General features: G+C 66.7%; 18 protein-coding genes and 1 pseudogene. 9 read left to right on the top strand and 10 right to left on the bottom strand.

Going from position 1 to position 24090, the window contains the following annotated elements; genetic code table 11:
• Together E6J58_09615 and E6J58_09610 are read right to left on the bottom strand one after the other, a co-directional pair.
• Window positions 1-291: DNA-3-methyladenine glycosylase I (locus E6J58_09615; protein ID TMB38488.1), on the bottom strand; the 291-nt coding region annotated here is incomplete at its 3' end.
• A gap of 76 nt (window positions 292-367) precedes the next feature.
• On the bottom strand, window positions 368-1498 hold the full coding sequence (locus tag E6J58_09610) for a lactonase family protein (protein TMB38479.1): 1131 nt from the start codon (window positions 1496-1498) through the stop codon (window positions 368-370).
• 139 nt (window positions 1499-1637) lie between these two features.
• On the opposite strand from E6J58_09610, the gene E6J58_09605 reads away from it, so the two are divergent.
• The 6 genes from E6J58_09605 (at window position 1638) to E6J58_09580 (ending at window position 9494) form a co-directional block, all read left to right on the top strand.
• On the top strand, window positions 1638-1820 hold the full coding sequence (locus E6J58_09605) for a hypothetical protein (protein TMB38478.1): 183 nt from the start codon (window positions 1638-1640) through the stop codon (window positions 1818-1820).
• 133 nt (window positions 1821-1953) lie between these two features.
• Window positions 1954-3279, top strand: a complete 1326-nt coding sequence (locus tag E6J58_09600; GenBank protein TMB38487.1) for a multicopper oxidase family protein — start codon at window positions 1954-1956, stop codon at window positions 3277-3279.
• A 47-nt stretch (window positions 3280-3326) separates the two neighbouring features.
• Window positions 3327-5894, top strand: a complete 2568-nt coding sequence (locus E6J58_09595) for a hypothetical protein (protein ID TMB38477.1) — start codon at window positions 3327-3329, stop codon at window positions 5892-5894.
• 206 nt (window positions 5895-6100) lie between these two features.
• Complete coding sequence (locus E6J58_09590; GenBank protein ID TMB38476.1) at window positions 6101-7450, top strand: lysophospholipase; 1350 nt, start codon at window positions 6101-6103, stop codon at window positions 7448-7450.
• Between the two features lie 47 nt (window positions 7451-7497).
• On the top strand, window positions 7498-8178 hold the full coding sequence (locus tag E6J58_09585; protein TMB38475.1) for a hypothetical protein: 681 nt from the start codon (window positions 7498-7500) through the stop codon (window positions 8176-8178).
• Window positions 8100-9494 carry an FHA domain-containing protein gene (locus tag E6J58_09580; protein TMB38474.1) on the top strand — a complete coding sequence of 465 codons (1395 nt, stop codon included), beginning with the start codon at window positions 8100-8102 and terminating at the stop codon, window positions 9492-9494. The genes E6J58_09585 and E6J58_09580 overlap by 79 nt, the downstream gene beginning before the upstream one ends.
• Window positions 9495-9764: 270 nt before the next feature.
• On the opposite strand, the gene E6J58_09575 is transcribed toward E6J58_09580, so the two are convergent.
• The 4 genes and pseudogenes from E6J58_09575 to E6J58_09560 all read right to left on the bottom strand — a co-directional run bounded on the left by E6J58_09575 (window position 9765) and on the right by E6J58_09560 (window position 13123).
• The gene (locus E6J58_09575) at window positions 9765-10145 is read right to left on the bottom strand and encodes a hypothetical protein (protein TMB38473.1); all 381 of its coding nucleotides are present in this window, start codon (window positions 10143-10145) and stop codon (window positions 9765-9767) included.
• Window positions 10146-10149: 4 nt separating this feature from the next.
• Complete coding sequence (locus E6J58_09570) at window positions 10150-10755, bottom strand: hypothetical protein (GenBank protein TMB38472.1); 606 nt, start codon at window positions 10753-10755, stop codon at window positions 10150-10152.
• 87 nt (window positions 10756-10842) lie between these two features.
• The gene (locus E6J58_09565; protein TMB38471.1) at window positions 10843-12615 is read right to left on the bottom strand and encodes an ABC transporter ATP-binding protein; all 1773 of its coding nucleotides are present in this window, start codon (window positions 12613-12615) and stop codon (window positions 10843-10845) included.
• 132 nt (window positions 12616-12747) lie between these two features.
• Window positions 12748-13123: pseudogene (locus tag E6J58_09560) on the bottom strand (VOC family protein).
• A gap of 157 nt (window positions 13124-13280) precedes the next feature.
• Between E6J58_09560 and E6J58_09555 the strand changes: the two are divergent.
• Together E6J58_09555 and E6J58_09550 are read left to right on the top strand one after the other, a co-directional pair.
• Window positions 13281-14591, top strand: coding sequence for a formamidase (locus E6J58_09555; protein ID TMB38470.1), 1311 nt, complete (start codon window positions 13281-13283; stop codon window positions 14589-14591).
• Entirely contained in the window at window positions 14588-15130 is a 543-nt protein-coding gene (locus E6J58_09550) for a hypothetical protein (GenBank protein ID TMB38469.1), read from the top strand. The genes E6J58_09555 and E6J58_09550 overlap by 4 nt, the downstream gene beginning before the upstream one ends.
• A gap of 7 nt (window positions 15131-15137) precedes the next feature.
• Here the strand turns inward: E6J58_09550 and E6J58_09545 are convergent, their stop codons facing one another.
• From E6J58_09545 to E6J58_09530, 4 genes are read right to left on the bottom strand one after another with little or no spacing between them, the layout of a single operon-like run.
• Complete coding sequence (locus E6J58_09545) at window positions 15138-17309, bottom strand: hypothetical protein (protein ID TMB38468.1); 2172 nt, start codon at window positions 17307-17309, stop codon at window positions 15138-15140.
• Complete coding sequence (locus E6J58_09540) at window positions 17310-18098, bottom strand: hypothetical protein (GenBank protein TMB38467.1); 789 nt, start codon at window positions 18096-18098, stop codon at window positions 17310-17312.
• Window positions 18095-18934 carry a VWA domain-containing protein gene (locus E6J58_09535; GenBank protein ID TMB38466.1) on the bottom strand — a complete coding sequence of 280 codons (840 nt, stop codon included), beginning with the start codon at window positions 18932-18934 and terminating at the stop codon, window positions 18095-18097. The genes E6J58_09540 and E6J58_09535 overlap by 4 nt, the downstream gene beginning before the upstream one ends.
• Entirely contained in the window at window positions 18921-19334 is a 414-nt protein-coding gene (locus E6J58_09530; protein ID TMB38465.1) for a hypothetical protein, read from the bottom strand. Before E6J58_09530 ends, E6J58_09535 begins: the two co-directional genes overlap by 14 nt.
• A 229-nt stretch (window positions 19335-19563) precedes the next feature.
• Here E6J58_09530 and E6J58_09525 point away from each other — a divergent pair, with 229 nt between their 5' ends.
• Window positions 19564-24090 (top strand): DUF559 domain-containing protein, encoded by a 4527-nt coding sequence (locus tag E6J58_09525; protein TMB38464.1) that lies wholly within the window; start codon window positions 19564-19566, stop codon window positions 24088-24090.

The raw sequence follows: 24090 nt of genomic DNA, 5'->3' as shown, positions 1-24090 counted from the left end.
CACCGCCGCCTCCACTTTCTGGCGGTTGCGGACAATCCCTGGGTCCTTCAGGATTCGCGCGATCCTGCGGCGGTCATAGCGCGCCATCCGCTCGGGATCGAAGCCCTCGAACACCTCGAGAAACCGCGCTCTCTTGTTCAGGATGATGGACCACGACAGTCCGGCCTGAAAGCCGTCGAGGACGAGCTTCGCGAAGAGCGGCTGGTCTCCGTGGAGCGGAACGCCCCATTCGCGATCGTGGTACTCGAGCATGAGGGGACTTGCGTTCGCCGCGGTCCAGCAGCGCGTGATCGTGACGCTTTCGGGTGTACCCTCGTTCATGGGGGCTCTCCGGTGCACGGACTTTGGAACGGAGGCTGACCGTTCGTCAATTCGCCGCGATGCCCTCCATGTTCGCCCCGCCAGGCACAGGTACCGTTTGAATGAATGTCAGCGACCCATCGCCCTCGACCCTGTAGGCGTAGACAGTGGAACTCGAGCCGCTGAGCACGTAGAGAAACTTGCCGCCGCTCGCCGTGGTCATGTCCGTTGCGCCTGGAATCCCCGATGCCGCGGTCGCGTTCACGAGGGTGACCGTTCCGTCGCCGCGCACGCGGTACTGGCTGATGTCGTTGCTGCCGGTATTCGCGACGTACTCGAACTCATGCGCCGAGACGATCCAGCAGGCTGCCATCTGCCCGTCCGAGACAGGCGCTCCGGCGGGGACCAGGGTGCCGCCTTGGTCGATCGTGAACGTCGCCACCGAGCTGTTACCCGCGTTGACCAGCACGAGCAGGTCGGCCGGTCCGAAGACGAACGGGAACGGGACTGGAGCCTCGAGGTTGCGCACCGGCTGCGCAGAGAGCTGGCCGTCACGCCCGACTTCGAAGACGTCGACCATGTTGAAGCTCTTCGTCGTCACCAGGAGGTGCTTGCCGTTCGGGCTGAATCCGATCTGCGCCGGTGACGACAGGAAGAATGGCGGATTCGTATTCGCCAGACCCAGCGCTCGTGTCGAGCCTTCGATCGCCTCCAGGTGATCGCGCTCGATCCGGAAGCCACTGACGAACCCGGCGAGACCCGCGTCGAGGACGTACGCGAGGTCGTCGCGGACCGCGATGCTGACCGGAAAGGGCCCGCCCGATGGCGCCACCTGGGCCAGCTCGACCTGGTCGCCGTCGACGTCGAACACGGAAACGGTGTCGCTCCCCGCGTTCACGGCGAACAGGAGGCGATGCGACCGGTCATAGACCAGCGAGTGCTGCGACGCGAGCGGATCGGAAGGCGCTCCGATGGCCCTGCTACCGTTGCCGCCGGTGGGGTAGCTGGCGGCGAATGTTAGCGTCCCGTCGGCATTCCGATTGTAGACGACGATCGCGTTCCCGGCCGGAGCATTGGTCTGCACGAACACCGCATGCCTTCCGGCGGTATCTCCGTTCGCCGGCGCCGCCCTCGTTGCTGCGCTCGACGTGAAAATGACGGCGGAGAAGATACTCGCGATCCAAGTCCTGTTTTTCATGGTGACCTCCACGTGCTCCAGCGCGGTCGGAGCCCGCGTCGGTTACGCCTCGCGAGCGCAATTGGTTACGCATCGCGAGCGCGGTGGGTTCGAGCCTGTCCTGTAATCCGGGACGCACAGGCGCGTTTGCGCCATACCCATGAGCCGCCACTTCATTCCGTCCGCCGTCCTTACCGTCCTGGCGCTCGCCGGCCAGGTCCGGCCACGCTTCATGGAGGACTGGCCCCAGCTGACCGACGCAAACCTCATCTCGCGCGCCGGCATGGTCACGGCGCAGCTGCCCAAGCCGTGCCGCTGCGTCCCGCGCGAATGCCGCCTGTAATGCGGCGGCGCGGTCTGCGTTTCACGATCCAACGCGGCGGCAGATGACGCGCCACGAACAGGAGAAACCGATGACGAACCACGCCGCGATCGACCATCACCAGCACAGCGCGCATGCCCACCACGGCCCGGTCATGCACGAGCCTTCAGCCGACGCTCTCGCTGCCTACCGCCGCGCGTATGACGCGGCTCAACCAGACCCCGGCCGGACGGTCGTTTCCGTCGATCTCGAAGCACGCGAGACCGAGTGGGAGTATGCCCCCGGCCGCTTCATCCGCGGGTGGGGCTACAACGGGCAGGTCCCAGGCCCGGTCATCGAGGCCCGCGTTGGGGACGTACTCGAGGTGCGCCTCACCAACTGCCTTCCAGAGCCGACCACCATCCACTGGCACGGGCTTCGGGTCCCGGCGGCGATGGACGGCACCGACATGGTCCAACGCCCGGTCGCTCCCGGGCAGACCTTCACCTACCGGTTCAGACTCCCCGATGCCGGCACGTTCTGGTACCACCCGCACAACAACGAGACCGTGCAGCTCGAGAAAGGGCTCTACGGGGCGTTGATCGTCCGAGGCGACGACGAGCCGGTGCTCGACGGCGAGCGGGTCCTCGTGCTGGACGACCTCAAGCTCGACAAGAAGGGGCAAATCGCGAAGTTCGGCGGCCTGGTTCAGCGTCACGATGGTCGCGAGGGCGACGTGCGGCTGGTGAATGGCAAGGCAGAGCCTGAGTTGACGATCGCCGCTGGTCAGATCGAACGCTGGCGGATCATCAATGCCTCGAGCGCGCGCTACGTGCGCCTCTCCATCGGTGGCACTCCATTCCGGATTCTCGGCACCGACGGCGGCCTGCTCGAGGCGCCGGTCGCAGCCGCCGAGATCCTTCTCGCTCCCGCCGACCGCGTGGACCTCGCTGTCGGACCCATCGCGGAAGGACACTTACTGCGCCTCGAAGCGCTCAAGTACTTACGCACCACGATCCGCAAGCGGAAGACGGAGCTCTTCGCCACTCTGAAGGCAGGACCGGCAAGACCTTCCACGGCGGTGATACCGGAACGCATCCGGACGATCGAACCGCTCGTCAACGGCCAGGTGACGCCGACTCGCACGGTGAAGCTCGGCGTTCGGATGAGCCTTCGCCGCGGGGTGGATTTCGTGATCAACAAGGAGATGCACCACCGCGACGCGCCGGTGAAGGTGGGCGACCTGCAGGTATGGGACATCGTCAACGAGACGCTGATGGACCACCCGTTCCACTTGCACGGATTCTTCTTCCAGGTCCTCGAGGTGAACGGTCAGCCGCCGGCGTGGCGATCCTGGGAAGACGTGGTCAACGTGCCTCCGCGGAGCACGGTGCGCCTCGCCTGGCTTCCCGATGACCGGCCCGGGAGCTGGATGTATCACTGCCACATCCTCGAACACCACGCTGCGGGAATGATGGCGCACTTCGATGTCGTGAGCTGACGTGCACCGTCATTGACTGTCGTTGGTCAACGAGAGCAGGTTGCTTCATGATTCCGCCCATTCCAGACGAGCGCTCGGCCTCTCGGTCCGAGCGCGGTGGACCCGCTTCGCCGGACCTCGTCGAGCTCGGCGAGCGGTATCGGATCGAGAGGGAGCTCGGACGCGGAGGAATGGGTCGCGTCTTCGTTGCGCGAGATTTGAAGCTCGACCGGCAGGTCGCGATCAAGCTCCTCTCGAGCGGTGCGCACCCCGAAGAGGAGCTGCGTCGGTTCGCGCAGGAAGCGAGAGCGGCAGGTTCGCTCAACCACCCGAACATTCTCGCTGTGCACGACATCGGGTCTTGCGGAGCGGGCCCGTACATCGTCTCTGAGCTGCTGGACGGCTCGACGTTGCGCGAGCGCCTCGACGGCAAGCCGTTGCCGCTGAAAGCGGCGCTCCGTTACACCGTCGACCTGGCGAAAGGTCTGGCGGCAGCGCACGAGCACGGCGTGATCCACTGCGACGTGAAGCCGGAGAACCTCTTCGTCACGAACGAGGGACGGCTGAAGATCCTCGATTTCGGCCTCGCCAAGCTGACGGGAGCCAGGTTTGTGCCAGCGCCGCAGGCGCAATCGCCGCCGGCGAGCACCAACCTGCGGCCAATTCTCGGAACCGTCGAGTACATGTCCCCGGAGCAGGTCCGCGGCCGCGAGGCGGACCACCGCTCGGACATCTTCAGCACGGGAGCTGTCCTGTATGAAATGCTCGCCGGACAGCGCCCCTTCCAGCGGCAGACGCCGATCGAGACGGGAACCGCGATCCTCAACGACAACCCCCCCGATCTGCCCCCGCAGGTCTCGCTGGAGGTGGACCGGATTGTCCGGCGCTGTCTGGAGAAGAGCCGAGAACGGCGTTACCAGTCCGCCAAGGATCTCGCGCTCGATCTGGAGCAGGCCGCGTTGCATCCGCTGCGCTCGGCCCGGGCCTCGGCGATACGGAGGTGGCGTGCGGCGCTCGTCCTGCTCGCGCTCGTTGCCGCGGCCGGCACCGTGGGCGTCGTCGCCGGCGCATCGGTCTGGCGAGCGCCGCGTCCAGAGTTCCGGCAGCTGACGTTTCGCCGTGGGACCGTCTATTCCGCCAGGTTCTCTTCCGACGGGCAGACCGTCGTCTACGCTGCAGCCTGGGAAGGAGCGCTCCGGCCAGAGATCTTCTCCTCGCGCGTGCACGGTCCGGAATCGAAGTCTTTCGGTCTCCAGAACGCGAACGTGCTGTCCCTGTCCCGCACCGGAGAGCTGCTGGTCCAACTCGGACTTCGGCGCGAAACCTGGCGAGTGACGGGAACGCTCGCCCGGGTTCCCCTTGCCGGCGGCGCACCACGCGACGTCCTCGACGGCGTGTCCGAGGCAGACTGGGCACCCGACGGCGCCACGTTCGCCATCGTTCGGGACGTCGGCCCGCGCAACCGGATCGAATTCCCCATCGGGACGGTGGTTTTCGAAACTACTGGCTGGGTCAGCAATCTGCGGATCTCACCGCGAGGCGACCGGCTGGCGTTCCTTCATCATTCGGGGACTCGGTCGGGCGGTGGGACGCGATACACGAAGTGGGCGTCGGTGGACGTGATCGACCTCGCCGGGAACCAGCGAACGCTGGTGCCCCACTTCGTCGCGCAGGGTCTCGCCTGGTCTCCGGCGGGCGACGAGATCTGGTTCACGATGGCCGAGCCAGGGAAGCGGGAGGCGCTTCGCGCCGTCACGCTCTCGGGGCGGCAGCGCACGCTCGTGAGCGTGCCTGGTTCGCTCAGGCTTCTGGACATCGATCGCGAGTTGGTGTTGAGCGCACTTCCGCCGGGCGAGAACAAGGAGCGCGAGCTGTCCTGGTTCGACTGGCCGCTCCTCGCTGACCTGTCCAAAGACGGCAAGACCCTGCTCTTCACAGAGGTGACGTCGCCTCACGGAGAGTCGCGTGTATATCTCCGCAAAACGGATGGCTCTCCGCCAGTGCTGTTGGGGGAGGGGACGGGAACGGCTCTATCACCCGACGGGAACTGGGCGTTTGCCGTCTTTGGGCAGCCGAGTCGCCTCGTGCTCCTCCCGACGGGGCCCGGGCAGCCGAAGCCGGTGCCCACCGATCAAATCGAGGCGCTGACCGGCCGGTGGTCTGGGGACGGCAAGCACGTGGTCATCGCCGGGCGGGCGCCCGGATCTGCGGTGCGTCTGTACGTGGGAGGAGAACCGCTCAGGGCCATCACGCCCGAAGGCATGAGCTTGATCTACGCGGTATCCCCCGACGGCTCACTCGTTGCCGCCAGAGATGCAGAGGGTCGGTCTGCGCTCTACCCGCTCGAGGGAGGTGAGCCGGAGCCGCTCCCCGAGCTGGACAAGGGAGACTTCCCGTTCGCCTGGAGCGAAAATGGTCGTACCCTCTACGCCTTCCGGCATGGCGAAGCGCCGTGCACGGTGTACCGGCTCGATCTCGGCACTCGGCGCAAGGAAGTCTGGAAGGTGCTGGGCCCTGCCGATCTTACCGGAGTCCCCTTTAGCGGCAGGGTGCAGATCACGCCCGATGCGAGATCCTATGCATACGGGCACGTCCGCCAGCTCTCCGAGCTGTTCCTGGTGGAGGGCCTGAAATGACGGGCCCGCAAGAAATAGAGGCGCCGTAGCGGCGCCGCGAGGCGCCCCAGAACCATTGCCCTCTGGAACGCGCGCGGGCGTCACGCGGGGGGACCCCGGGGCACGCGATCTGCAGCACTCCGCAATACCGAAGGAGATCCCCGTGAACGGCCGCTCGCCCCGGCGCGTCCGGACATGTGCGCCAGGCCTCTTGCACAGAGAAGAACATGAAGATCAGATCATTCGCAGTCGATGTTCTTGCCGCGATCGCCGCCGTCGGCTGCTGGAGCTGCGGCGGTACAGACTCGTCCTCGGACGGCACCAAGCAGATCGCGTCAGCCCAGATCGCGCATGGCAACCCAAAAGGAGAATGCTCGCCGATCGGCGTCAAGCGGAAGGATTACTTGCTGCACGTCGTGTCCACCCTGCCGCGCTCCATGGGTGAGCGGGCCGAGCTCGACATCCATCGCGTCTCGCCCGTCTACGAGCATGGATGGTGCAGCCATCCCAATGGCGGCGCGGCCCACGCGGTGATCCTCGTCGCCGGCGCCACGACCGAAAGCGTCACCACCTTCGACCTCCAGTACCCCAAGGCTCCCGAGGTCGTGCATCCCCAGACCGACGAGGAGCGGGGCCGCAATGACAAGGCTTACGAATACAGCCTGATGGAGAGCCTGGCCCGCGCCGGCGTCGAGACGTTCGCCGTCAACCTGTTGGGCTACGGGTTGTCGTCCCGCTTCGAGTTGGACGATCCCTGCAGCACCAGTCAGGCCGAGCAGCTGAGACTTCTCGTGCCGAACCCACTGAGCGCGGCTTGCCCCAGTCCCCCGGCTCCGTTCCATTTCACCAATACGAATGCAGCCGGAGACCAGCTCGCCGTGGTCGTCAACCATGTCCTCGAGGAAGTGGACGTCGAAAAGGTTTCCTTCTTCTCCTGGTCGCGCGGTGGCAACGTCGTTGGTGCCTACGCGAGCACGCATGCCTCGAAGGTGGAAAGGTTGATCTTCCTTGCATCAGAGTTCGAGAGCGCAGGGAACCCGCAGTCGTTTGCGCTCCTCGTCGCGGATCGGACGCAAGCGTTCACTCCCTGGAGCGGCCAGCTTTCCAGCGACCCCAAGGTGTGCCCCGGGGAGCGGGACCCGGCGATTCTCGATGCGATCTGGACCTCGGCGCGAATGCGCGATCCTCTCGGCAGCAGTTGGGGTTCATCCGATGCGCTGACCGGCGGCGTGCGGCGCGCTCCAACCTGGGACTTGCTGAACTGGAACCCCACCACCACTGCGAAGGTCCAAGTGCCGACGCTGGTCATGTCCGGCCTGCGGGACAACCAGAATCCGACCGCGAAACAAGAGAAGATCTACAACAATCTCGGAAGCTCCAGCAAAGTGCTCATCAAGATCGACTGTGCGTCGCACAACGCGCTCTGGGAAGGATCGGCATCATCGTCGGGCTGGAAAGGGCCGCACGCCACCCTGCACGACGCAGCAGTTCAGTGGATCACCGCCGGGACCTTCCAGACAGCGACCAAGGGAACGTTCTGGGTCAGTTCCGCGGGAGCGATCACCGGCCCATTCTGATTTCGCTACGCAATCTGGAACAGAAAGCCCTCCACCGTTGTGCAGAGGTGGAGGATTTTCTGCTTCGTGGCGTCTTCGCCGTGATGGCCCGGCCCTTGCTGATGACAGCAGCAGCGGTGATGCCCGCCGTCCCGGCGAGGCGGACCGCGTGGCTCGAATCACGTTGTGACCCAACAGCCAAAGAGGAAATCGACATGAAGCCAATCCTGATGACCATGAGTCTGGTGATCGCCGGCATGATCGTCCCCGGCGTTGCAAATGCAGGGGAGAAAAAGAATCACGACGAGGAATGCTCGGCAGCCACGCTTTACGGCAACTACCTGTTCACCGGGCGCGCAGATGCTCCCGCCTACGCACACACCACCGGCTTGCCCAGCGTCTTCGCCGGGGTGTTCACCTTCGATGGAGAAAGCAAGATGTCCGGGGTGTCCAGTCAAAGCCGCGGCGGCGCGATCGCCGTCAGAAAGAACGTCGCGGCGACGTACACTCTGGATTCCGAGTGCACGGGAACTTCATCGCTCGAGATGGGACCGAGGGTAATTTCATCCGCGTCGATGAAGGCAACATCGCGACCCGTACGATCAAGAAGCAGTAGAGGTCACACACCTGCGCCTTCTGCGTCGCAGGCGAGTCTGTCGTACATTAGAGCATGGAACCGGCGCGAACGATCAGCCGCACCGACGAACGGACGCCGCCAACGGCCGCCGGGCAGCCGCACCTGTTCCTGACGCTCCGCTGCGACCGTCCCGTTGAGCCCGGCGCACGCTTCTGTCTTGACGATGCAGACGTGGTGACGATCGGGCGCGCCGATTCCCTGTCGATCGAGCGCCGTGAAGAGGACCGCGTGACCGTCCTGCGAATCGGAATTCCCGATCCGCGCATGTCCTCGGCGCACGCGCGCCTGCAGAGCGTCCTGGGGAGCTGGGTGGTCGAGGATGCGGGATCCAAGAACGGCACCTGGCTGAACGGAAAGCAGGTCAAAAGCGCGACGCTCGCGGACGGCGCCGTACTCGAGCTCGGCCACAGCTTCTTGCTCTACCGCCAGGCGCTTCCGGCCAGCAACCCCGAGCTTCTCGATGCGCGCGAGCTGCGTCCTGCGGCACCGGGGCTTGCGACGCTGTCGCCGGTGCTCGGCGCGCAGCTGGAGCGCCTCGTGCTCATGGCGCGCTCGGGCGTGCCGATCCTGATCCGGGGGGAGACGGGCACCGGGAAAGAAGTGATCGCGTCCGCCATCCACCACGTCTCCGGCCGCCCGGGCCCCTTCCTCGCCGTCAATTGCGGCGCGCTGCCAGCGACCCTCGTCGAGTCCGAGCTGTTCGGGTATCGCAAAGGCGCCTTCTCGGGTGCGACGGAGGATCGGCCCGGCCTGGTGCGCAGCAGCGAGAAGGGGACGCTGCTGCTCGACGAAATCGGCGACCTGCCGTTCCCCGCGCAGGCAGCGCTTCTGCGCGTCCTCCAGGAAGGGGAGGTGCTTGCAGTCGGCGCCACGCATCCGGTCAAGGTCGACCTCCGCGTGATTGCTTCCACCCACCGCGACCTGGACGCGCTGGTCGACGAGGAGCGCTTCCGATCCGATCTGCTCGCCCGCCTCTCCGGTTTCACTCTCTCGCTGCCGCCGTTGCGGGAGCGGCGCGAAGACTTCGGGCTCCTCATCGCTGCTCTCCTGCGCAAGCTGGCCGGCGAAGCGGCGGATGGCGTGACGTTCTCCCCCGAGGCGGCGCGCGCCTTGCTGCTGCACACGTGGCCCTTGAACGTGCGCGAGCTGGAGAAATGCCTGTCCGGTGCCATCGTGCTTTCGCGAGAAGGCCGCATCGAGCTCGAGCATCTCCCGTCCAGCCTCCAGAGTCGGGAGCCTCAGGCGGGCACAACGCCGCCGCCGTCCAAACAGGATAAAGACCGCAGCCGGCATGAGAATCTGGTCGCGCTACTGCGGCAACACGGCGGCAACGTCACTGCGGTCGCGCGCGCGATGGGCAAGGGGCGCACGCAGGTCCAGCGCTGGCTCCGCCGGCTGGGCATCGATCCGCTCTCGTTCCGCTGCTGAACGCGCACGGTCGCGAGCAGGCGGGCGCTTGGCTGGGTCGGAGTGAGCGGCACCTCGACCGCCTTGCGTACTACCGGGCGCTCGGGGCTATGTCCGCCGCTTGCCCCTCCATCCCCTGCTTCGTCGTTCGCTGCGGATCTCCGCGGTCGAAGGCGTCGTCGCCGAGGTCGTCGGCGCCTGCGCCACCGGCGGCGTCCTCACCGCCTGGTCCATCTATCTGGGACTCGGGCCGGTGCTGCTCGGCCTGCTCGGCGCTCTCCCGTTCGCCGCTCAGCTCCTGCAGTTGCCGGCAGCGATGCTGTCGCGCAGAGCGGGTCCGCGCCGTACTGCCCTGGCGGCGGTAGCGGTATCGCGCCAGACGATGCTTCCGCTCGCCATCCTTCCTTTCCTGCGGTTTTCGCCGTTCGTGAAGGAGATCGTGCTGCTCTGCTGCGCGGGAGCATCCGCGATCCTGGGCGTCGTGGCGAACAGCTCCTGGACCCGGTGGATGGCAGAGCTCGTTCCCCGCCCGCTGCACGGACGGTACTTCGCACGCCGCAACGTCCTCTGCGCGGTCAGCAGCGTGGCAGGGTCGTTCGCGGCCGGCGTCGCCCTCGACGGCGGTGTGAATGCCGCCGCCGCCGGCGCCGTGCTGACGGCGCTCGCGCTCACCGCTTCAGCCGCTGGCCTCTGTACGGTGCTTCTCCTGCGGCTCCAGCATGAGCCTGCGCCGGACGCCGAGACCTCTGCGCCGACCCTGCAAGAGGCGCTGGCGCCGCTGCGAACCGACGTCGCCCGCCGCGCCCTCGCCTTCGAGGTCGCCTGGGGAACGGCCACGGGACTCGCCGCTGCCTTCTATCCACTCCACATCTTTGGCGAGCTGCGTGCCGGGTTTGCGCGCATGGCCGCGTTCGGCAGCGGAGTGGCGGCGCTGCGCACTTTCGCCGCGCCCGTCTGGGCCAGCCTGTTGAAAAGAGCCGGCCCGCGCCGGATCGTCGTCGCTTGCGCGGTGGGTCTCACCCTGTCGCCGGCGCTCTGGATGTTTGCCGGCTGGGGCTTTCTCTGGATGCTTGCGCTGGACGCTGCCCTCTGCGGCGTGCTGATGGCAGGATACGGCGTCATGGTGGGCGCGCTCCCCGTCGGCGGCCGGTTGGGCGCCGGGGCGCGCATACTTTCTTGCCGCGGTTGCGTCGGCTGGCGGACTGGCCACGGGATTGGCATCCACGTGCGGCGCGGCGATCGCGCACTTCCTGACGACGCGCGCAGGGCTCGTGGTGGCCATGCACCTGCTCTTTCTCCTCGGAGCGATCGGCCGGATCCTGGCGGCGGTGCTCGGGCTGCGGATGGTGGAGGACGCGGCGAGCTGAAATCAGGCGGCGCGCGTCTCGGCGACCATTTCCATCGCGGAATGGGCAAAGAGGTCGGGCCGGCGCTGTCTCACTTCGTCGGGCGCGCCACTGTCGACGACCCGCCCTTGCTCCATCACCATCACGGTGTCGAATCGGCGCAGCAGGTGCAGCCGGTGGACCGACGACACGATGCACGCGCCGGCGAACGCGCTCATCACGCGATCGTAGATCTCCGCCTCGGTCGACGCGTCCACGCTGCTGGTCGCTTCGTCCAGCAGGACCAGGCCGACGTCGCTCGCCGCGAGCAGGCCACGGGCCAGCGCGAGCCGCTGCTTCTGGCCTCCCGACAGATTGAGCCCGCGTTCAGAGATGAGGGTGTCGAAGCCCTGAGGCAGCTGCGCGATCACGGAGGTGAGGCCGGCCAGCTCGCAGGCGCGGTCGATGTCAGCCTCCCGATACGGCAGCCCCATGGTGACGTTCTCGCGGACGCTCGACTCGAATACGGCGGGGTCCTGCGGCAACAAGAGGGAAACCGCGCCCAGGTGCTTCAGGTGGGGATGCGGTGTCGCGTCCACCGTGATCGAGACGCGTTCCGCGTCGACCAGGCCGGCCAGCACGCGAAGCAGCGAGCTCTTCCCCGCGCCGCTCTCGCCGATGAGCGCGATCCGCTGCCCGCGGCGGAGCTCCATCGAGATGTCGTCGAGCGCGGGCCGTCCGACACCGGCCGCAGGATGGACATAGCGCACGCCCTCGACGCGGATGTCGCGCCAGGTCCTCGGCACAGCGGCATTGTCGACGGACCGCGCCGGGCTGGCAAAGATGGGGTCGACGTCCCCAACCTCGGTCTTCTGGCGCACGAGATCGTTCCAGTGCATCGCCATCGACGCGACCACGTTCCCGACCTGCTGGGAATACTGGTGCACCACCACCGCGGTCCCGACGCTGATGGTTCCGTGCTGGCGGAAGTCGAGCCAGGCATAGAGGGCCACCAGGCCGGTGCGCATTCCGCTGTTGAGCAGGTCGATTCCGCCCCACTTCACTTCGTTGAAGACGATGTTGCGGCGGAGCGGTGCGAAGACTGCGAGGAGCCGCGACCTGAGCATCATCCGCATCGGCTCCTGGAGCCGCAGCGTCAGCACCGTGGCGATGTTTCCCAGGCAGTCGACGAGGGCGGAGTTGTACCGCCTGTCCGCGCGGTTCTCCTCGCGCACGAGAAGGACCATGAACGCGTCGATCCGCACCACGAAGTACCCGATGGCCGCGTAGCCGGCCAGCGCCGCTGCTCCCGTCGCCCGGGAGATGAGGAAGAGTGCGGCGATGGGTCCGACGATGCTCACCGTGTTCTGCAGATAGATGAACTGCGACTGGGCGAACGAGGCCAGCGAGGTGGTCGCCCGCGTCATCCGGTGCAGCGTGTCGCCGGAATGGTGCTGCTCGTGCCAGCGCACAGGCAGGGCAAGCGCCTTTACGTGGAGCGCGTCGGCGAAGCGCTCGCGCACGACGAGGGCGGTGAATCGCTCGAGGATGCGAGCAGGACCGTGCATCGTCCAGGCGACGCCGACGGCAGCGAGCATCAGGAGCAGGTCGTTGCGCGCCCGGGTGATGCCCTCCATGCCATGCGCCTGGAGCGCGTTGACGGCTTCGCCAAAGAACCAGGGGATGGTCAGCCGGACAATCTGGGCGAGGACGAGGAGGATGACGAAGAGCACCACCTTGTGACGCCGCCCTTCGGCGTGGCGCCAGAGAGTCGCGTAAAGCTTTGCTACGCTGCCGCCAGGAAGCGAATCGCGCATGACCAGTCCACTCTATTGCGATCCGTCGGTTCGTCCGCGATTTCCACCCGCGTCCGTCCCCGAGTGGTCTACTGTCGCACACGGGCGCTAGGATTCTGGAAAGAAAGCTCTCCCGGGGATGAATCCGCGAGCTCAGCCGCCGACCAGGGCGTGGATGTTGCCGACGGGGTCCTTGAACCACGCAGCTTCATCCGCCCCGCTTGGTGGATGTCGCCCTCCGGGTCATCTCCGGCAAGTCGTATTGCTCGAACACCACTCCCTTCGCCTTCAGCCCCTGCACGACTTTCTCCAGGTCGGATCCGACATCCCACGTGACGGCTGTCGCCTGGTTGGTTCCGGCGTATTTCGACTCGTAGACGAGCAAGCGGAATTTCCCCGCCTGGTACACGGGCGGTTCGGGCTCCGGAGAATCCGCGCGCTTCAGGCCGAGCGTGCCTTCGTAGAACTTCTTCGCTGCGTTCAGGTTCCTGACGGCGACGGTGGCCACTCCATCCTTGGTTGCCAGCATGCGAAGGACCTCCTTCGAGGTGCGTCTGAAGTTAAGGAGCACGCCGGCCCGTCGCATGGCTCTGCTTGAACATCTGCTCGCGGCACGGCACGACGTTGACCTGAGTTGACAATCGCGCTCGCGGGGGCGTATGGCCCCGCGTGCAAGGGGGAAAACCATGAAGAGGCTGCTGATCACGGCTGCGCTCGCCGCTGCTGCTGCGGCGTGGCCCTCGTCTGCCAAGACCGTTCGCATCCCGGTGAGCCGAGGGGCCGGAGGCGTCCCCGTGCCGTGCGGCGAGGATCCGCTCCGTACCTGCCACAACCGCTGGCACCCCGACATTCCGGAGGCCGCAGAGGCCAACGCCGGGGACACGGTGATCTTCGAGACCCGCGACGCGTTCGACAATCCCTTCAACCGCACGTCCACGCCGGCGACGGTGGCAGCGGCCAACCTGAACCTGATCCATCCCCTTACCGGCCCGCTATTTGTGAGGGGCGCCCAGCGGGGCGACGTGCTCGCCGTAACGATGATCGATGTCAGTCCCGGTCCCGACAACTTCGGGTACACGGTGGCGGTCCCAGGCTTCGGCTTCCTCCGCGACGTCTTCACCGATCCCGCCATCGCCCACTGGGAGCTGGGCGCCCCACCGGTCAACGGGACACGTTATGCGACCTCTCGCGATCTACCCGGCGTGCGGCTGCCGCTGCATGGGTTTGCCGGCACCATCGGCGTCGAACTGGGCGATCTCGAGATCGAGACCGCCTTCTCCCGCGAGGAGGAGCTTCGGGCGAAGCAGGGATTCGTGCTACCTCCGGAGCCGACAGACGCGGTGCCGAAACACATCTGTGGCCCCCACGGCCGCTTCAGGGACCGCTGCCTGCGCACCATTCCCCCGCGCGAGAACGGCGGGAACACCGACGTCAAGCAGATGGTGAAGGGAACGACGCTGCTCTTCCCCTGCTTCATCGACGGGTGCGGCCTCTCCGTCGGCGACGTGCACTGGGCGCAGGGGGATGGCGAGGTCTCCGGCACCGCCATCGAGATGAACGCGATCGTCACCGTGAAGGTCGACGTTCGCAAGGGCCAGGCGGCGGCCTTCGGCAACTGGCCACGATTCCAAAGCAACACCCCCGGCGTCCTCAAGGATCTCGCCCCGGACCATTTCGTCGCCACCATGGGCATCCCGGTCAAGCCGGCCGGAGTGGTGATGGCGCCGGAGCTGTGGATCGACGTGAACTCCAACCACCTGCTGCGCCCGCTCAGGAACGAGTCGGAGGACGTGACGCTGGCGTCGCGCGACGCGCTGCTCAAGATGATCGCCCTGCTGACCGGGCCGACTTCGCCGGCGCCCTCGCGGCTGACCGCGGAGCAGGCATACCTGCTCTGTAGCGTCGCCTGTGATCTCCACATCAGCAACCTCGTGGACGTGCCCAACTACGTGGTCTCGAACTTCCTCCAGCTCGACATCTTCGAAACGGGTCCATGAGGAGCAGGCTCGTCACCCTGATGCTTTTGGGAGTGGCTGCGGCGTTGTTGCCCGGCCATTCCCCGTACCGCCAGTGGTACGCGTACCGGGCAGCGCACCTGGTGGTAGTGACCGACGAGATGCGCCCCGGGGCGCTGGACGTAGCGAGCGCCGTCGCTTCCGCCATCAAAGCGCGCTGGCCGGAAACGAAGGCGGTCCCGGCTGCGGCCAGGTCGCCCGTCGAGGTGGTCAAGCTCCTGACCAGCGGCCAGCTCCAGGTCGGCTTGCTTCCCGCAGCCATCGCGGTCGAGGCGCTGGAGGGGCGCGGGGAATTCGCCGACTCCGGCAAGGTGCCGTTGCGCGCCGTCGCGGTCGTCGGCGGCGACCTGCTCGTCGTGCTCGAAGGCTTCGCCCGCGAGCGCGCGCGAGAAATCGCGCAGGCGCTGGTCGAATCTCGTGGCCAAGGACCGCTTGCGAAGAAGGCTTCGCTGCGAAGTCCGGCGCCGGTTCCCTTTCATCCCGGCGCGCTCGACTATTACGAGCGCTTGAAGGGCAGTTGACGGCCGCTCACGTCTCCAGCGCGAGCAGCGTCACTTGACCGGACTGCGTTCCTGCCGCGAGCGCCAGCTTTTCCTTGGCGAATGCCAGCGCAGTGATCGCCGTGGCGCCGAGGCTGTGCGTCGCCAGGACCGCTCCGCTCGACGGATTCAGGACCTTCACGGTGCCATCTGCGCACCCGGCCGCGAGCGCCTGGTCGCCCAGGAACAGGAGCGCCTTGACGCCGCGGCCTCCTGCGGTCGCGGTTGCCTGCTTCTGTCCGTTCTTTCCCCAGAGGACGACCTGGCCGGAGTCGTCGGCCGATGCGAACGCCTGTCCCTTCGGCGCGGCCGCCAGCGCGGTCACGGCGGTGCGATGATGCCCGCCCTCGGCGACCTTCTCCGCCTTGGGCGTCAGCCGGTGCACCTGCACGGTGCCGTTGATCCATCCGATCACGAGAAAGGTCGCGTCCTCCGAGAACGCAAGCGCGGTCACGCGCGAGCTCATTCCGGAGATCTGGACCAGCATCTTCTTGGTCATGACTTCGGCCACGTGTACCTGGCCCTGCTGCTGGCCAACCGCCACCTTGGCGCCGTCCGCCGTCATCGCCACCGCGCAGGCGCGGTTCGAGGCGTCCACCGGCAGATCGACCTTCAACCCCGAAACGAGATCGGCCGCGAGAATGCCTTTGTCGGTCACCATCGCTGCCTTCGGATTGCTCGAGGCCGGAGCCGACTGCTCGAACGGCGGCAGTCGGACGGAGCTGACCTTGTAACCGTCGGTATCCAGCTCCCAGATGGCGCACTCGCCAAATTTCGTGACGACGGAGAGCCGCCTGCCATCCGCCGTGCATTGCAATGAGGTCACTGCCGACTTGTGCCCCGGCACCGCGACCTTGGCCTGCTCCAGCACCTGCTGCTCGATGGGTCGGATGACGGTGTGGAAGGCTCTTTTCTTCCGGGGTTTCGTGATGCCGCGGGTGACCAGGAGGCCCCCGCCGGCAGCGACCATCCCCAGTTCCGGCGAAACGCTGGTTCCAATCAGCACTCCCGCCGCCAGCGCCCCCAACGCGATGGTTGCAACCGGGACTGGATTGGGCGCGACCACCTCGACTTCGCTTTCCACCACCACCGGGCCGTCCTTCATCTCCTTCTTCCAGCGCGTCTCCATCTTCTCTCCGGGACGCGTCCACACCACCTTCCACTGGGAGGCGAGGTCCGCCGCCGTTCCGCTCTTCGACGGCTTGTCGCTCCACCTAGGCTTCTCCGGAGCCCTGGGCCCGCCAGCCTTCAGCTGCAGCGGCTTCAGCCCCGCGGACTTCGTGAGGACGGCCTCCAGCCGGGGCAGGTCCTTCACCGGCCGCGGCACCATCGCGGCCAGCACGCCGGCCAGGTACGACACCTCGGCGTTCTTGAGCGCGGCGAGATCGCTCCAGATGGGGCTCTTGCCGGCCTCATTGAAGTCTTCGCGGACGAAGAGCAGGTTGTCGCCTGTGTTGTACTGGTCCCAGAGCTTGCGATCGACCTCCAGCGCCAGCAGCGAGAGGTAGATGACGAGCGCTGAGAACCGGTCCAGATACGGACCGTAGTCCGTCATGCCGCGCTTCGGATGCTGGTAGGCGCGGTGGCCGATCTCGGTGGCCTGCCGCCCGATCAATGCCGGGACCCACATGCCGTCGTAATCGATGAGCAGCAGGTCCCTTCCCCTGACCAGGATGTTCCCGTGCTGCAGATCACCATGCGCGAACTTCCCGACTTCGATGTCCCTCACCAAGGCCCGGAACTTCTCTCGCAGCGCTGCGAGCTCCCTGGGTTTGTCCAGCACGCCTTCGACGAAGCGATCGAGGTTGGGACCCTGCACCCACGCCATCTTCACGATTGGAAACGTGCCGCCTTTGATGCGGAGCCCGTCGGCCAGATAGAAGAACTTGGTGCAATGGGCGGCGCCGTTCTTCTGTAGATGTTTCGAGATTGCCGCGTAGCGCTCGGCGTGGTCGGAGATCGGCCTCAAAAAGCAGCGCACGGCCCAGACGTTCTGGCCCTCGGTCGCTTTGTACGCGACGGCGTTCCCGCCAGTGGCCGGCTTGGGCATGCCGAAGCGGTCCTTCTCGATCTGCGCCTTCTGCAGCCCGTGATCGCCGAGGGATCGTTCCGGGTACTGAAGCGCCTCGTGGTACTCGGTGAGATCGGGCCAAGTGGCCATCTAGATCGCGCCCCTCTCCCCACCGTTCCGCTGCAGCCGGACCAAAGTCATGTCGTCGTTGCGCGTTTTGTCTTCTCGCGCCTGCGCCACCAGCGCTTCGAAGTCTTCCCGCGTCCGGATGCCCTCGATCGCGTCCCAGGCCGGTTCTCCTCTTTCCGCGCGCCGCAGAAGCCAGGCCGCCAGCGCATCGGAAGCGAAGAAGAGGATGTCGTTCGCCTCGAGGACTCCCTCGGTCACGCGAACGTGCGGCAGCGGATCGTCGTCGTTTTTCTTCATCGAGCCCACCAGGAACGGGCTCGAGCCGAACTCTTCCGAGCGCGTCAGTGGAAAGGCCTTCGCGAGCGCCCGATTCGGCGGCGCTCCCGTGACATGCAGCAGACAGCAATCGCCGATGGCCACCGCGCGCCAGCCGCGATTCACCGCGTTCAGCGAGGCGCCGACGAACGCGGCATACGCCCCGCGACGCGCTTTCTCGGCGGCGTACCAGGCCATGGGGCGACCGCGGATCTTCCGCCGCCACAGCCGTCGAATCGCTCCCAGATGCTTGAAGAAGTCCGGACCGTGCGAGCGCCCGCGGACGAAGCTCTCGACCAGCAGCGCCGCCCACAGCGCCGAGAAGCTGCTCTCCGTGGCTCCATCGGCGACCGCGACGCGGCAACGCGTGGGCGAATCCGAGCCGCGGACTGCCCACGCGTCTTCGTACTCCGATCGGGCGTTCCCCGCCTTCTGGCAGGAGAACGCCTCGATCGAGAACGGCGCCGCGCTGACCGGGTGCAGAGCGTCAATCACCGGAGGTTCGCGGGACGGGTTCCGATGTCGAGGAACTGGATCACCTGCATCGGCTGCGCGTTGAAGATGAACCCGCGCGCTCCGTCACCGGCCGGCATTCCCAGCTCCTTGGCCCGGCCGATCATGAAGGGCGTCAGGCTGCTGGACATCTCGAAGAGCTGCTTGGCGAACTTGTCCGGCAGGCCCTCGTCGCTGGCGGGAAGCTCGATGGGGTTCGCTGCCGCCGAAGAGAGGTGGATGTTGAAGACCAGCGCCGCGCCGTCGTCGCTTCCCAGCGAGCAGAGCGCCTTCGCCTCCGGGACCGGATCGCCGTCGGTCGCTTCGCCGTCGGTGATGTTGATCACGATGGGGGGAAAGCCCTTGGGGTGCTCCGCCACCCATCTCTGCACGATCTCCGCGGCCATCTTGAAGGCGGAGCTCATCGGCGTACCGCCCACGTGCCTGGGCTCGAACCAGAGCGGGAATTTCACCGTCTGCTCCACCAGGCCGCCCGCGCCGTCGTCGGCCTTCTTGGTGCGATCCTCGATGCGCAGCGGGTTGTTGGCGAGGTCGCTGATCGGGATCAGGTCCTTGCCGGTCAGCGCCCCGTCGAACGCCGACTTCACGACGGTGTCCTGGCCGTACCCGATCACTCCCACGTGGAAGTAGTCGTACATCGAGTCGCCTTTGGCGCAGCGGATGGAGAGGTTGTGGATGAGCTTGTTGATGATGGTGGCCAGCTCGTCGGCCTTGCGCCGATCGCTGCTGCCACCGAACGGATCTTCCATCGAGGCCGACTGATCCAGAAGGAAGATGAAGCACCCCGGGTTCTTGCGGCTGATCTCAGCGCTGTACATGCTTGCTCCTCGTTTTCGCCTTTTTGGGGCGGCGTTTGACCTTGACCTTGGTGGACTTGATCTTCTTGGAAGAGACCAGGACCTGGTTCTTCCTCGCAGGGACGTAGACCTGGCTCTTCCTGGCAGGGACGGAGACCTGGTTGTTTCGCTCGACGTTCGCAGTGAGGCGTTTCGCCTGGATGATCGCGGGAAGCGTCGTCCCGAATTGCTCGCCGAGCGGCCCGTGGCGGAGGAACCAGCCGATCAACCCCAGCGCGATGAGCGCGATCCCCGCGTGAAACAGCTCGAACGTTCCACCGAGCTTCGTTCCTCCGCACGCAGGACACGCGGCGCCCGATCCCCTTTGCGGAAACCAGGTCAGACGACATGCGCGGCACTGCAGGAGGCTTCTCGTCAGCATCGGGTGGTCCGGGCCACACTAGTACGGCTGCTCGCGCCGTCCACTGCGCGGCTTGCGCACATTCGCAGCTACTGCGAGAGGGTGTGCCGCGCTCGTTCCCCCGAGTAGGAGCAGCGCCTCCACTTCTTCCGTCGGGGGCGATTGATTCCTAGCGGAGCGGCCCGCTTCGAGGGCAAGCTGTCCTCTTCGAGCACTCGCTTCGAACGTCGAGTTCCAGCCGCGAGGGGATATGTCGGACGCGAAGTCGCATCATCTTGGCCGGGAGCGGATCGCGCGGGTGTTCCGCTACCTCAAGGCGCTCAACGAGCACCGCAACCCGGCCAAGCGGGACTTGTCGGAGCAGCCCTGGACGCTCTGGTTCCGCCACCTTCCAGACCATCCCTCCATCCAGCGGCGCTTCTCCAACGGGCAAGAAGAGACCGACTTCGTCCTCAAGGTCGGGCGGCCCACGTTCGCGCAGGCGCCGCAGCCGCCGATGCCGATCGCGGATTGGCTCGAGGGCGACTGGGAAGATCCCGAGGGAGAGGTCGCGGTCTCCGAGACCAAGGCGAACGGCACCGAACCCCTCCGCTTCGACGCCGAGCCTCGACGCGTCGAAGCCTACGAGCGCTGGAAGACGCAGCATCAGAACTGGGCGAACGTCGAGCGGCCCGCGCGCGCGGCGATGAAGATCTTCGAGCAGCTCTACGAGCTCTACGGCCGGATCGAGCGCGAGGCCGAGCACATCGAGCTCGTGCTGGGTAACGGAATCCTGAGCTGGAAGCGGGGAGAGGAAGGCGAAGCCAGCATCTATCACCCCATCCTGTTGCAGCGCATCCAGCTCGCCTTCGATCCGAGCGTCCCCGAGTTCACGCTCATCGAAACCGGGAAGGAAGTGGAGCTGTATTCCGCCCTCTTCCGCTCCATGCCGGACATCGAGCCCAAGGTCCTCGCGCGCTGCCGCGAGGAGCTGGATCGCGGAGGGTTCCATCCCCTGGGCGGCAACGATACGCTGGAGTTTCTCCGCCGGTTCGTCGTGCAGCTCTCGCCGCGCGGGCAGTTCGCCGAAGGGCCGCCGGAGAAGGAGGCCGAGGACCCGAAGATCGGCCGCGCGCCGGTGCTCTTCCTCCGCACGCGGACCCTGGGCTTCGCCACCGCCATCGAGGGAACGCTCGACGATCTCGACAGCCGGCAGGACCTGCCGCTGGCGCTTCTCAAGATCGTCGGTCTCGACCCCCCGTCCGCCGAGGACGAGAAGGCGGAGACCTTCGAGCCGCGAGACGAGCCCGAGGACGTGCTGCTCAGCAAGCCGGCGAACCCCGAGCAGATCCGGATCGCGGTGCGCCTGGAGCGCGAAGGATGCGTGCTCGTCCAGGGGCCTCCGGGAACCGGAAAGACGCACACCATCGCGAACCTCATCGGTCACCTGCTCGCCCAAGGCCAGAGCGTCCTGGTCACGAGCCACACCACCAAGGCGCTGCGCGTCCTGCGCGATCACGTCGTCGAGAAGCTGCGGCCGCTGACCGTGAGCGTGCTGGAGAGCGACATCGAGAGCCGCAACCAGCTCGAGGGCTCGGTCTCCACCATCATCGAGCGCCTCACCACCGGGAATCCGAAGAAGCTCGAGGCGGAGGCGGAGCAGCTCGCAGCGCAGCGCAAGGAGCTCCTCGCCCAGTTGCGCAAGCACCGCCAGGACCTCTTCAACGCGCGGGCCGACGAGTACCGCGACGTGATCTTCCTGAAGACGAAGCTCTCGCCGATGGAAGCGGCCCGCAAGGTCGCGAACGAGGCGCAGCCTCACGCCTGGATTCCGGCTCCCATCCAGCCGGGCGCGCCGCTGCCGCTGTCGGCGGCGGAGATCGCGGAGCTGTACGCGAGCACCGAGGCGCTTAGCCGGGAAGACGAGGCGGAGCTGGCGCGGCCGCTGCCGCAGCTGAAGTCGCTGCTCTCCCCGGAAGAATTCGACAAGGTCGCGGAGGAGCACGCTCATCTGTCCAGGGCGAGCCGGAGCTATCGGAAGGAGCTGTGGAAGACGGCGCTGGATGGTTCGGCTACGGCGCCGCTGGACAAGCTCCTCGCCAAGGCGGTGAAGGCGGTCGAGGTCCTCGACGGGGACCGGCGCTGGAAGCTGGCCGCGATCGCCGCCGGCAACGAGGGGGGAAAGCAGCGGGTCGAGTGGGATGAGCTGGTCGGGATGATCGACCAGCTGATGGAAGAGAAGGCCAACGCGAAAGACAACGTCCTCCGCCACGCTCCCGCTCTCTCCGCAAGCATCCCGCTCGAGGAGCAGCTGCAGGTCGCGGAGGAGATTCTTGCCTACTTCAAGAAGAACAAGAGCGTCGGCAAGCTGGCGCTGCTGACGCACGGGGCGTGGAAGCGCTTCATCGGCGAGAACAAGGTTGCGTCCGGCGAGCCGAAGAGCGCCGCTCACTTCCAGGCGTTGCGGGAACAGATCCAGCTCGCGATCATGCGGCGCAATCTCGGGGGACGGTGGGACCGACAGATGGTGCCGCAGGGCGCTCCCGGCTGGGCGTCGCTCTCGGAGGAGCCCCAGGAGGGTGCCCCCGAGTTTGCGGAGGAGATCCGCCGCTGCCTCGCCTGGCACGCCGAAGAATGGCAGCCGGTCGAGAACGAGCTCAAGGAGCGCGGGTTTCTCTGGCGCGAGTTTTTCGGGGAGCAAGGCGGCGAGGGACACCTGCAGCGGCTCAAGGAGATGGTCAGCGTCCAGTTGCCGCAGGCCTTCCAGGCGCGCAAGGACATGGCTCGCTTCAGCGAGGTGGACGGACAGCTCCAGGAGCTTCGGGGCGCGTTGACGGTGCCGCAGGAAGGACCGCCGGCGCCGGTGCTGGCGAAGCTGTTGCGCGCCGCAGAGCGACTGGACGCGAAGGACTATCGCGAGGCGCACCAGCGGCTCGGAGCGCTCGACGGCCAGCGGAAGACGGCGGCGACGCGGCGCGAGCTTCTCGCCGCCCTGCAGGCGGTGGCGCCGGTCTGGGCGCAGGCGGTCCAGGAACGCCGTGCGCCGCACGACAAGTCGTCTGCTCCCGGAGACGCTCATGCGGCCTGGTTGTGGCGGCAGCTGCACGACGAGCTGGAGCGCAGGGGGAAGGTCTCGCTGCCGGCGCTGCAGAAGGAGATCGACCGGCTCGGACCAGAGCTGAGGAGAGTGACGGCCGAGCTGATCGAGCGCCGCGCGTGGGGAGCGCAGGTGCGGAGGACCACGTCCCAGCAGCAGCAGGCACTGGTCGGATGGCTCGACATGGTGCGCCGGATCGGCAAGGGGATGGGCAAGCGCGTTCCCCGCCTGATCGTCGAGGCCAGCCAGAAGATGACCGAGTGCCGCTCGGCGGTGCCGGTGTGGATCATGCCGCTGGCGCGAGCGGTGGAAACGTTCGAGCCCACCACGCGCTTCGACGTCGTGATCACGGACGAGGCGAGCCAGGCCGACGTGATGGCGCTGATCCCCTTCTACATGGCGCGCCGGGTGGTGGTGGTGGGAGACCACGAGCAGGTGAGCCCGTCGGCGGTAGGCCAGGACGTCGCCGTGGTCCAGCAGCTCATCGACGAGCATCTGGAAGACATTCCCAACTCGGTGCTCTACGACGGCCAGATCTCCGTCTACGATCTTGCACGGCAGTCGTGCGGAGGCGCCATCTGCCTCACCGAGCACTTCCGTTGCGTCCCGGAGATCATCGAGTTCAGCAACCACCTCTGCTACGGCGGCAGGATCCGCCCCCTGCGCGACCCGAGCAAGGCCACCTTGAAGCCGCACATCATTGCGCTCCGGGTGGAAAGCGGCCGCTCGGTGAACGAGACCAACAAGGCGGAAGCGATGGCCATCGCCTCGCTGATCCGGGCCGCCATCGATCAGCCCGAGTACAAGAACAAGAGCTTCGGGGTGGTCTCGCTGGTGGGAGACGACCAGGCGCTGGAGATCGAGCGGCTCCTGCTGCATCACCTGCCGCCGGCGGAGTACGAGTCCCGCAGGGTCCTGTGCGGCAACGCGGCGCAGTTCCAGGGCGACGAGCGGGACGTCATGTTCCTCTCCGTTGTGGACAGCGCCGCCGACGGTCCGCTCCGCCTGCGCAGCGAGCCGATGTTCAAGCAGCGTTTCAACGTCGCGGCGAGCCGGGCGCGAGACCAGATGTGGGTGATCCACTCGCTCGATCCGGCCGACCTGAAACCCAAGGACCTGCGGCGCCGGCTGATCCAGCACGCCGAGGACCCGGAGGCGGTCAGGCTCCTGCTGAAGCAATCCGAGGACGCCTCGGAAACGCCGCTCGAGCACGAGGTGCACAACCGCCTCTTCGAGGCCGGCTATCGCGTGCTGCCGCACTGGCGGGTCGGGTACTACACCATCGACCTGGTCGTCGAGGGTGGAGGGCGCCGCCTGGCCATCGAGTGCGACGGTGACAAGCCGGCGGCGGAGGAGCAATTGCGCGAGGACATGGCGAGGCAGGCCATCCTCGAGCGGCTCGGCTGGAGCTTCCTCCGCGTGCGCGGCAGCGAGTTCTTCCTGAACCCCGAAAGGGCGATGAAACCCGTGCTCGCAAGATTGAGCGAGCTGAAGATCCGCCCTGAAAGCGGCAACGCCGAGGCACCACAGAACGGGAAGGACGTCCTCGAGCGGCTTGGCCGGCGCGCGGCAGAGTACCGGCAGCACTGGCTGAGCGCCGCCAAGGCGCAGCTGGCGCGAGCCGGGAACGGCGTGCAGGAACGTGGGCGCAAACCGGGGCGAGCAGCGAAGAAGAAGCGAAAGCCGTCCGCCCGGAAATAG

Source organism: Deltaproteobacteria bacterium (assembly GCA_005879535.1).
Classification (GTDB): Bacteria; Myxococcota; Myxococcia; order Myxococcales; family 40CM-4-68-19; genus 40CM-4-68-19.
Note: the sequence above shows the minus strand (reverse complement) of the source record. Positions and strands in the feature narration are given on the sequence as shown.

Excerpts from the sequence above, each read along its gene's own strand:
- E6J58_09610 (TMB38479.1), bottom strand. The coding sequence starts at position 1,498 with ATGAAAAACAGGACTTGGATCGCGAGTATCTTCTCCGCCGTCATTTTC.
- E6J58_09535 (TMB38466.1), bottom strand. The coding sequence starts at position 18,934 with ATGTACAGCGCTGAGATCAGCCGCAAGAACCCGGGGTGCTTCATCTTC.
- E6J58_09545 (TMB38468.1), bottom strand. The coding sequence starts at position 17,309 with ATGGCCACTTGGCCCGATCTCACCGAGTACCACGAGGCGCTTCAGTAC.
- E6J58_09550 (TMB38469.1), top strand. The coding sequence starts at position 14,588 with ATGAGGAGCAGGCTCGTCACCCTGATGCTTTTGGGAGTGGCTGCGGCG.
- E6J58_09580 (TMB38474.1), top strand. The coding sequence starts at position 8,100 with ATGGAACCGGCGCGAACGATCAGCCGCACCGACGAACGGACGCCGCCA.
- E6J58_09570 (TMB38472.1), bottom strand. The coding sequence starts at position 10,755 with ATGGCCACCACGAGCCCTGCGCGCGTCGTCAGGAAGTGCGCGATCGCC.
- E6J58_09565 (TMB38471.1), bottom strand. The coding sequence starts at position 12,615 with ATGCGCGATTCGCTTCCTGGCGGCAGCGTAGCAAAGCTTTACGCGACT.
- E6J58_09530 (TMB38465.1), bottom strand. The coding sequence starts at position 19,334 with ATGCTGACGAGAAGCCTCCTGCAGTGCCGCGCATGTCGTCTGACCTGG.
- E6J58_09605 (TMB38478.1), top strand. The coding sequence starts at position 1,638 with ATGAGCCGCCACTTCATTCCGTCCGCCGTCCTTACCGTCCTGGCGCTC.
- E6J58_09595 (TMB38477.1), top strand. The coding sequence starts at position 3,327 with ATGATTCCGCCCATTCCAGACGAGCGCTCGGCCTCTCGGTCCGAGCGC.
- E6J58_09600 (TMB38487.1), top strand. The coding sequence starts at position 1,954 with ATGCACGAGCCTTCAGCCGACGCTCTCGCTGCCTACCGCCGCGCGTAT.
- E6J58_09555 (TMB38470.1), top strand. The coding sequence starts at position 13,281 with ATGAAGAGGCTGCTGATCACGGCTGCGCTCGCCGCTGCTGCTGCGGCG.
- E6J58_09590 (TMB38476.1), top strand. The coding sequence starts at position 6,101 with ATGAAGATCAGATCATTCGCAGTCGATGTTCTTGCCGCGATCGCCGCC.
- E6J58_09525 (TMB38464.1), top strand. The coding sequence starts at position 19,564 with ATGTCGGACGCGAAGTCGCATCATCTTGGCCGGGAGCGGATCGCGCGG.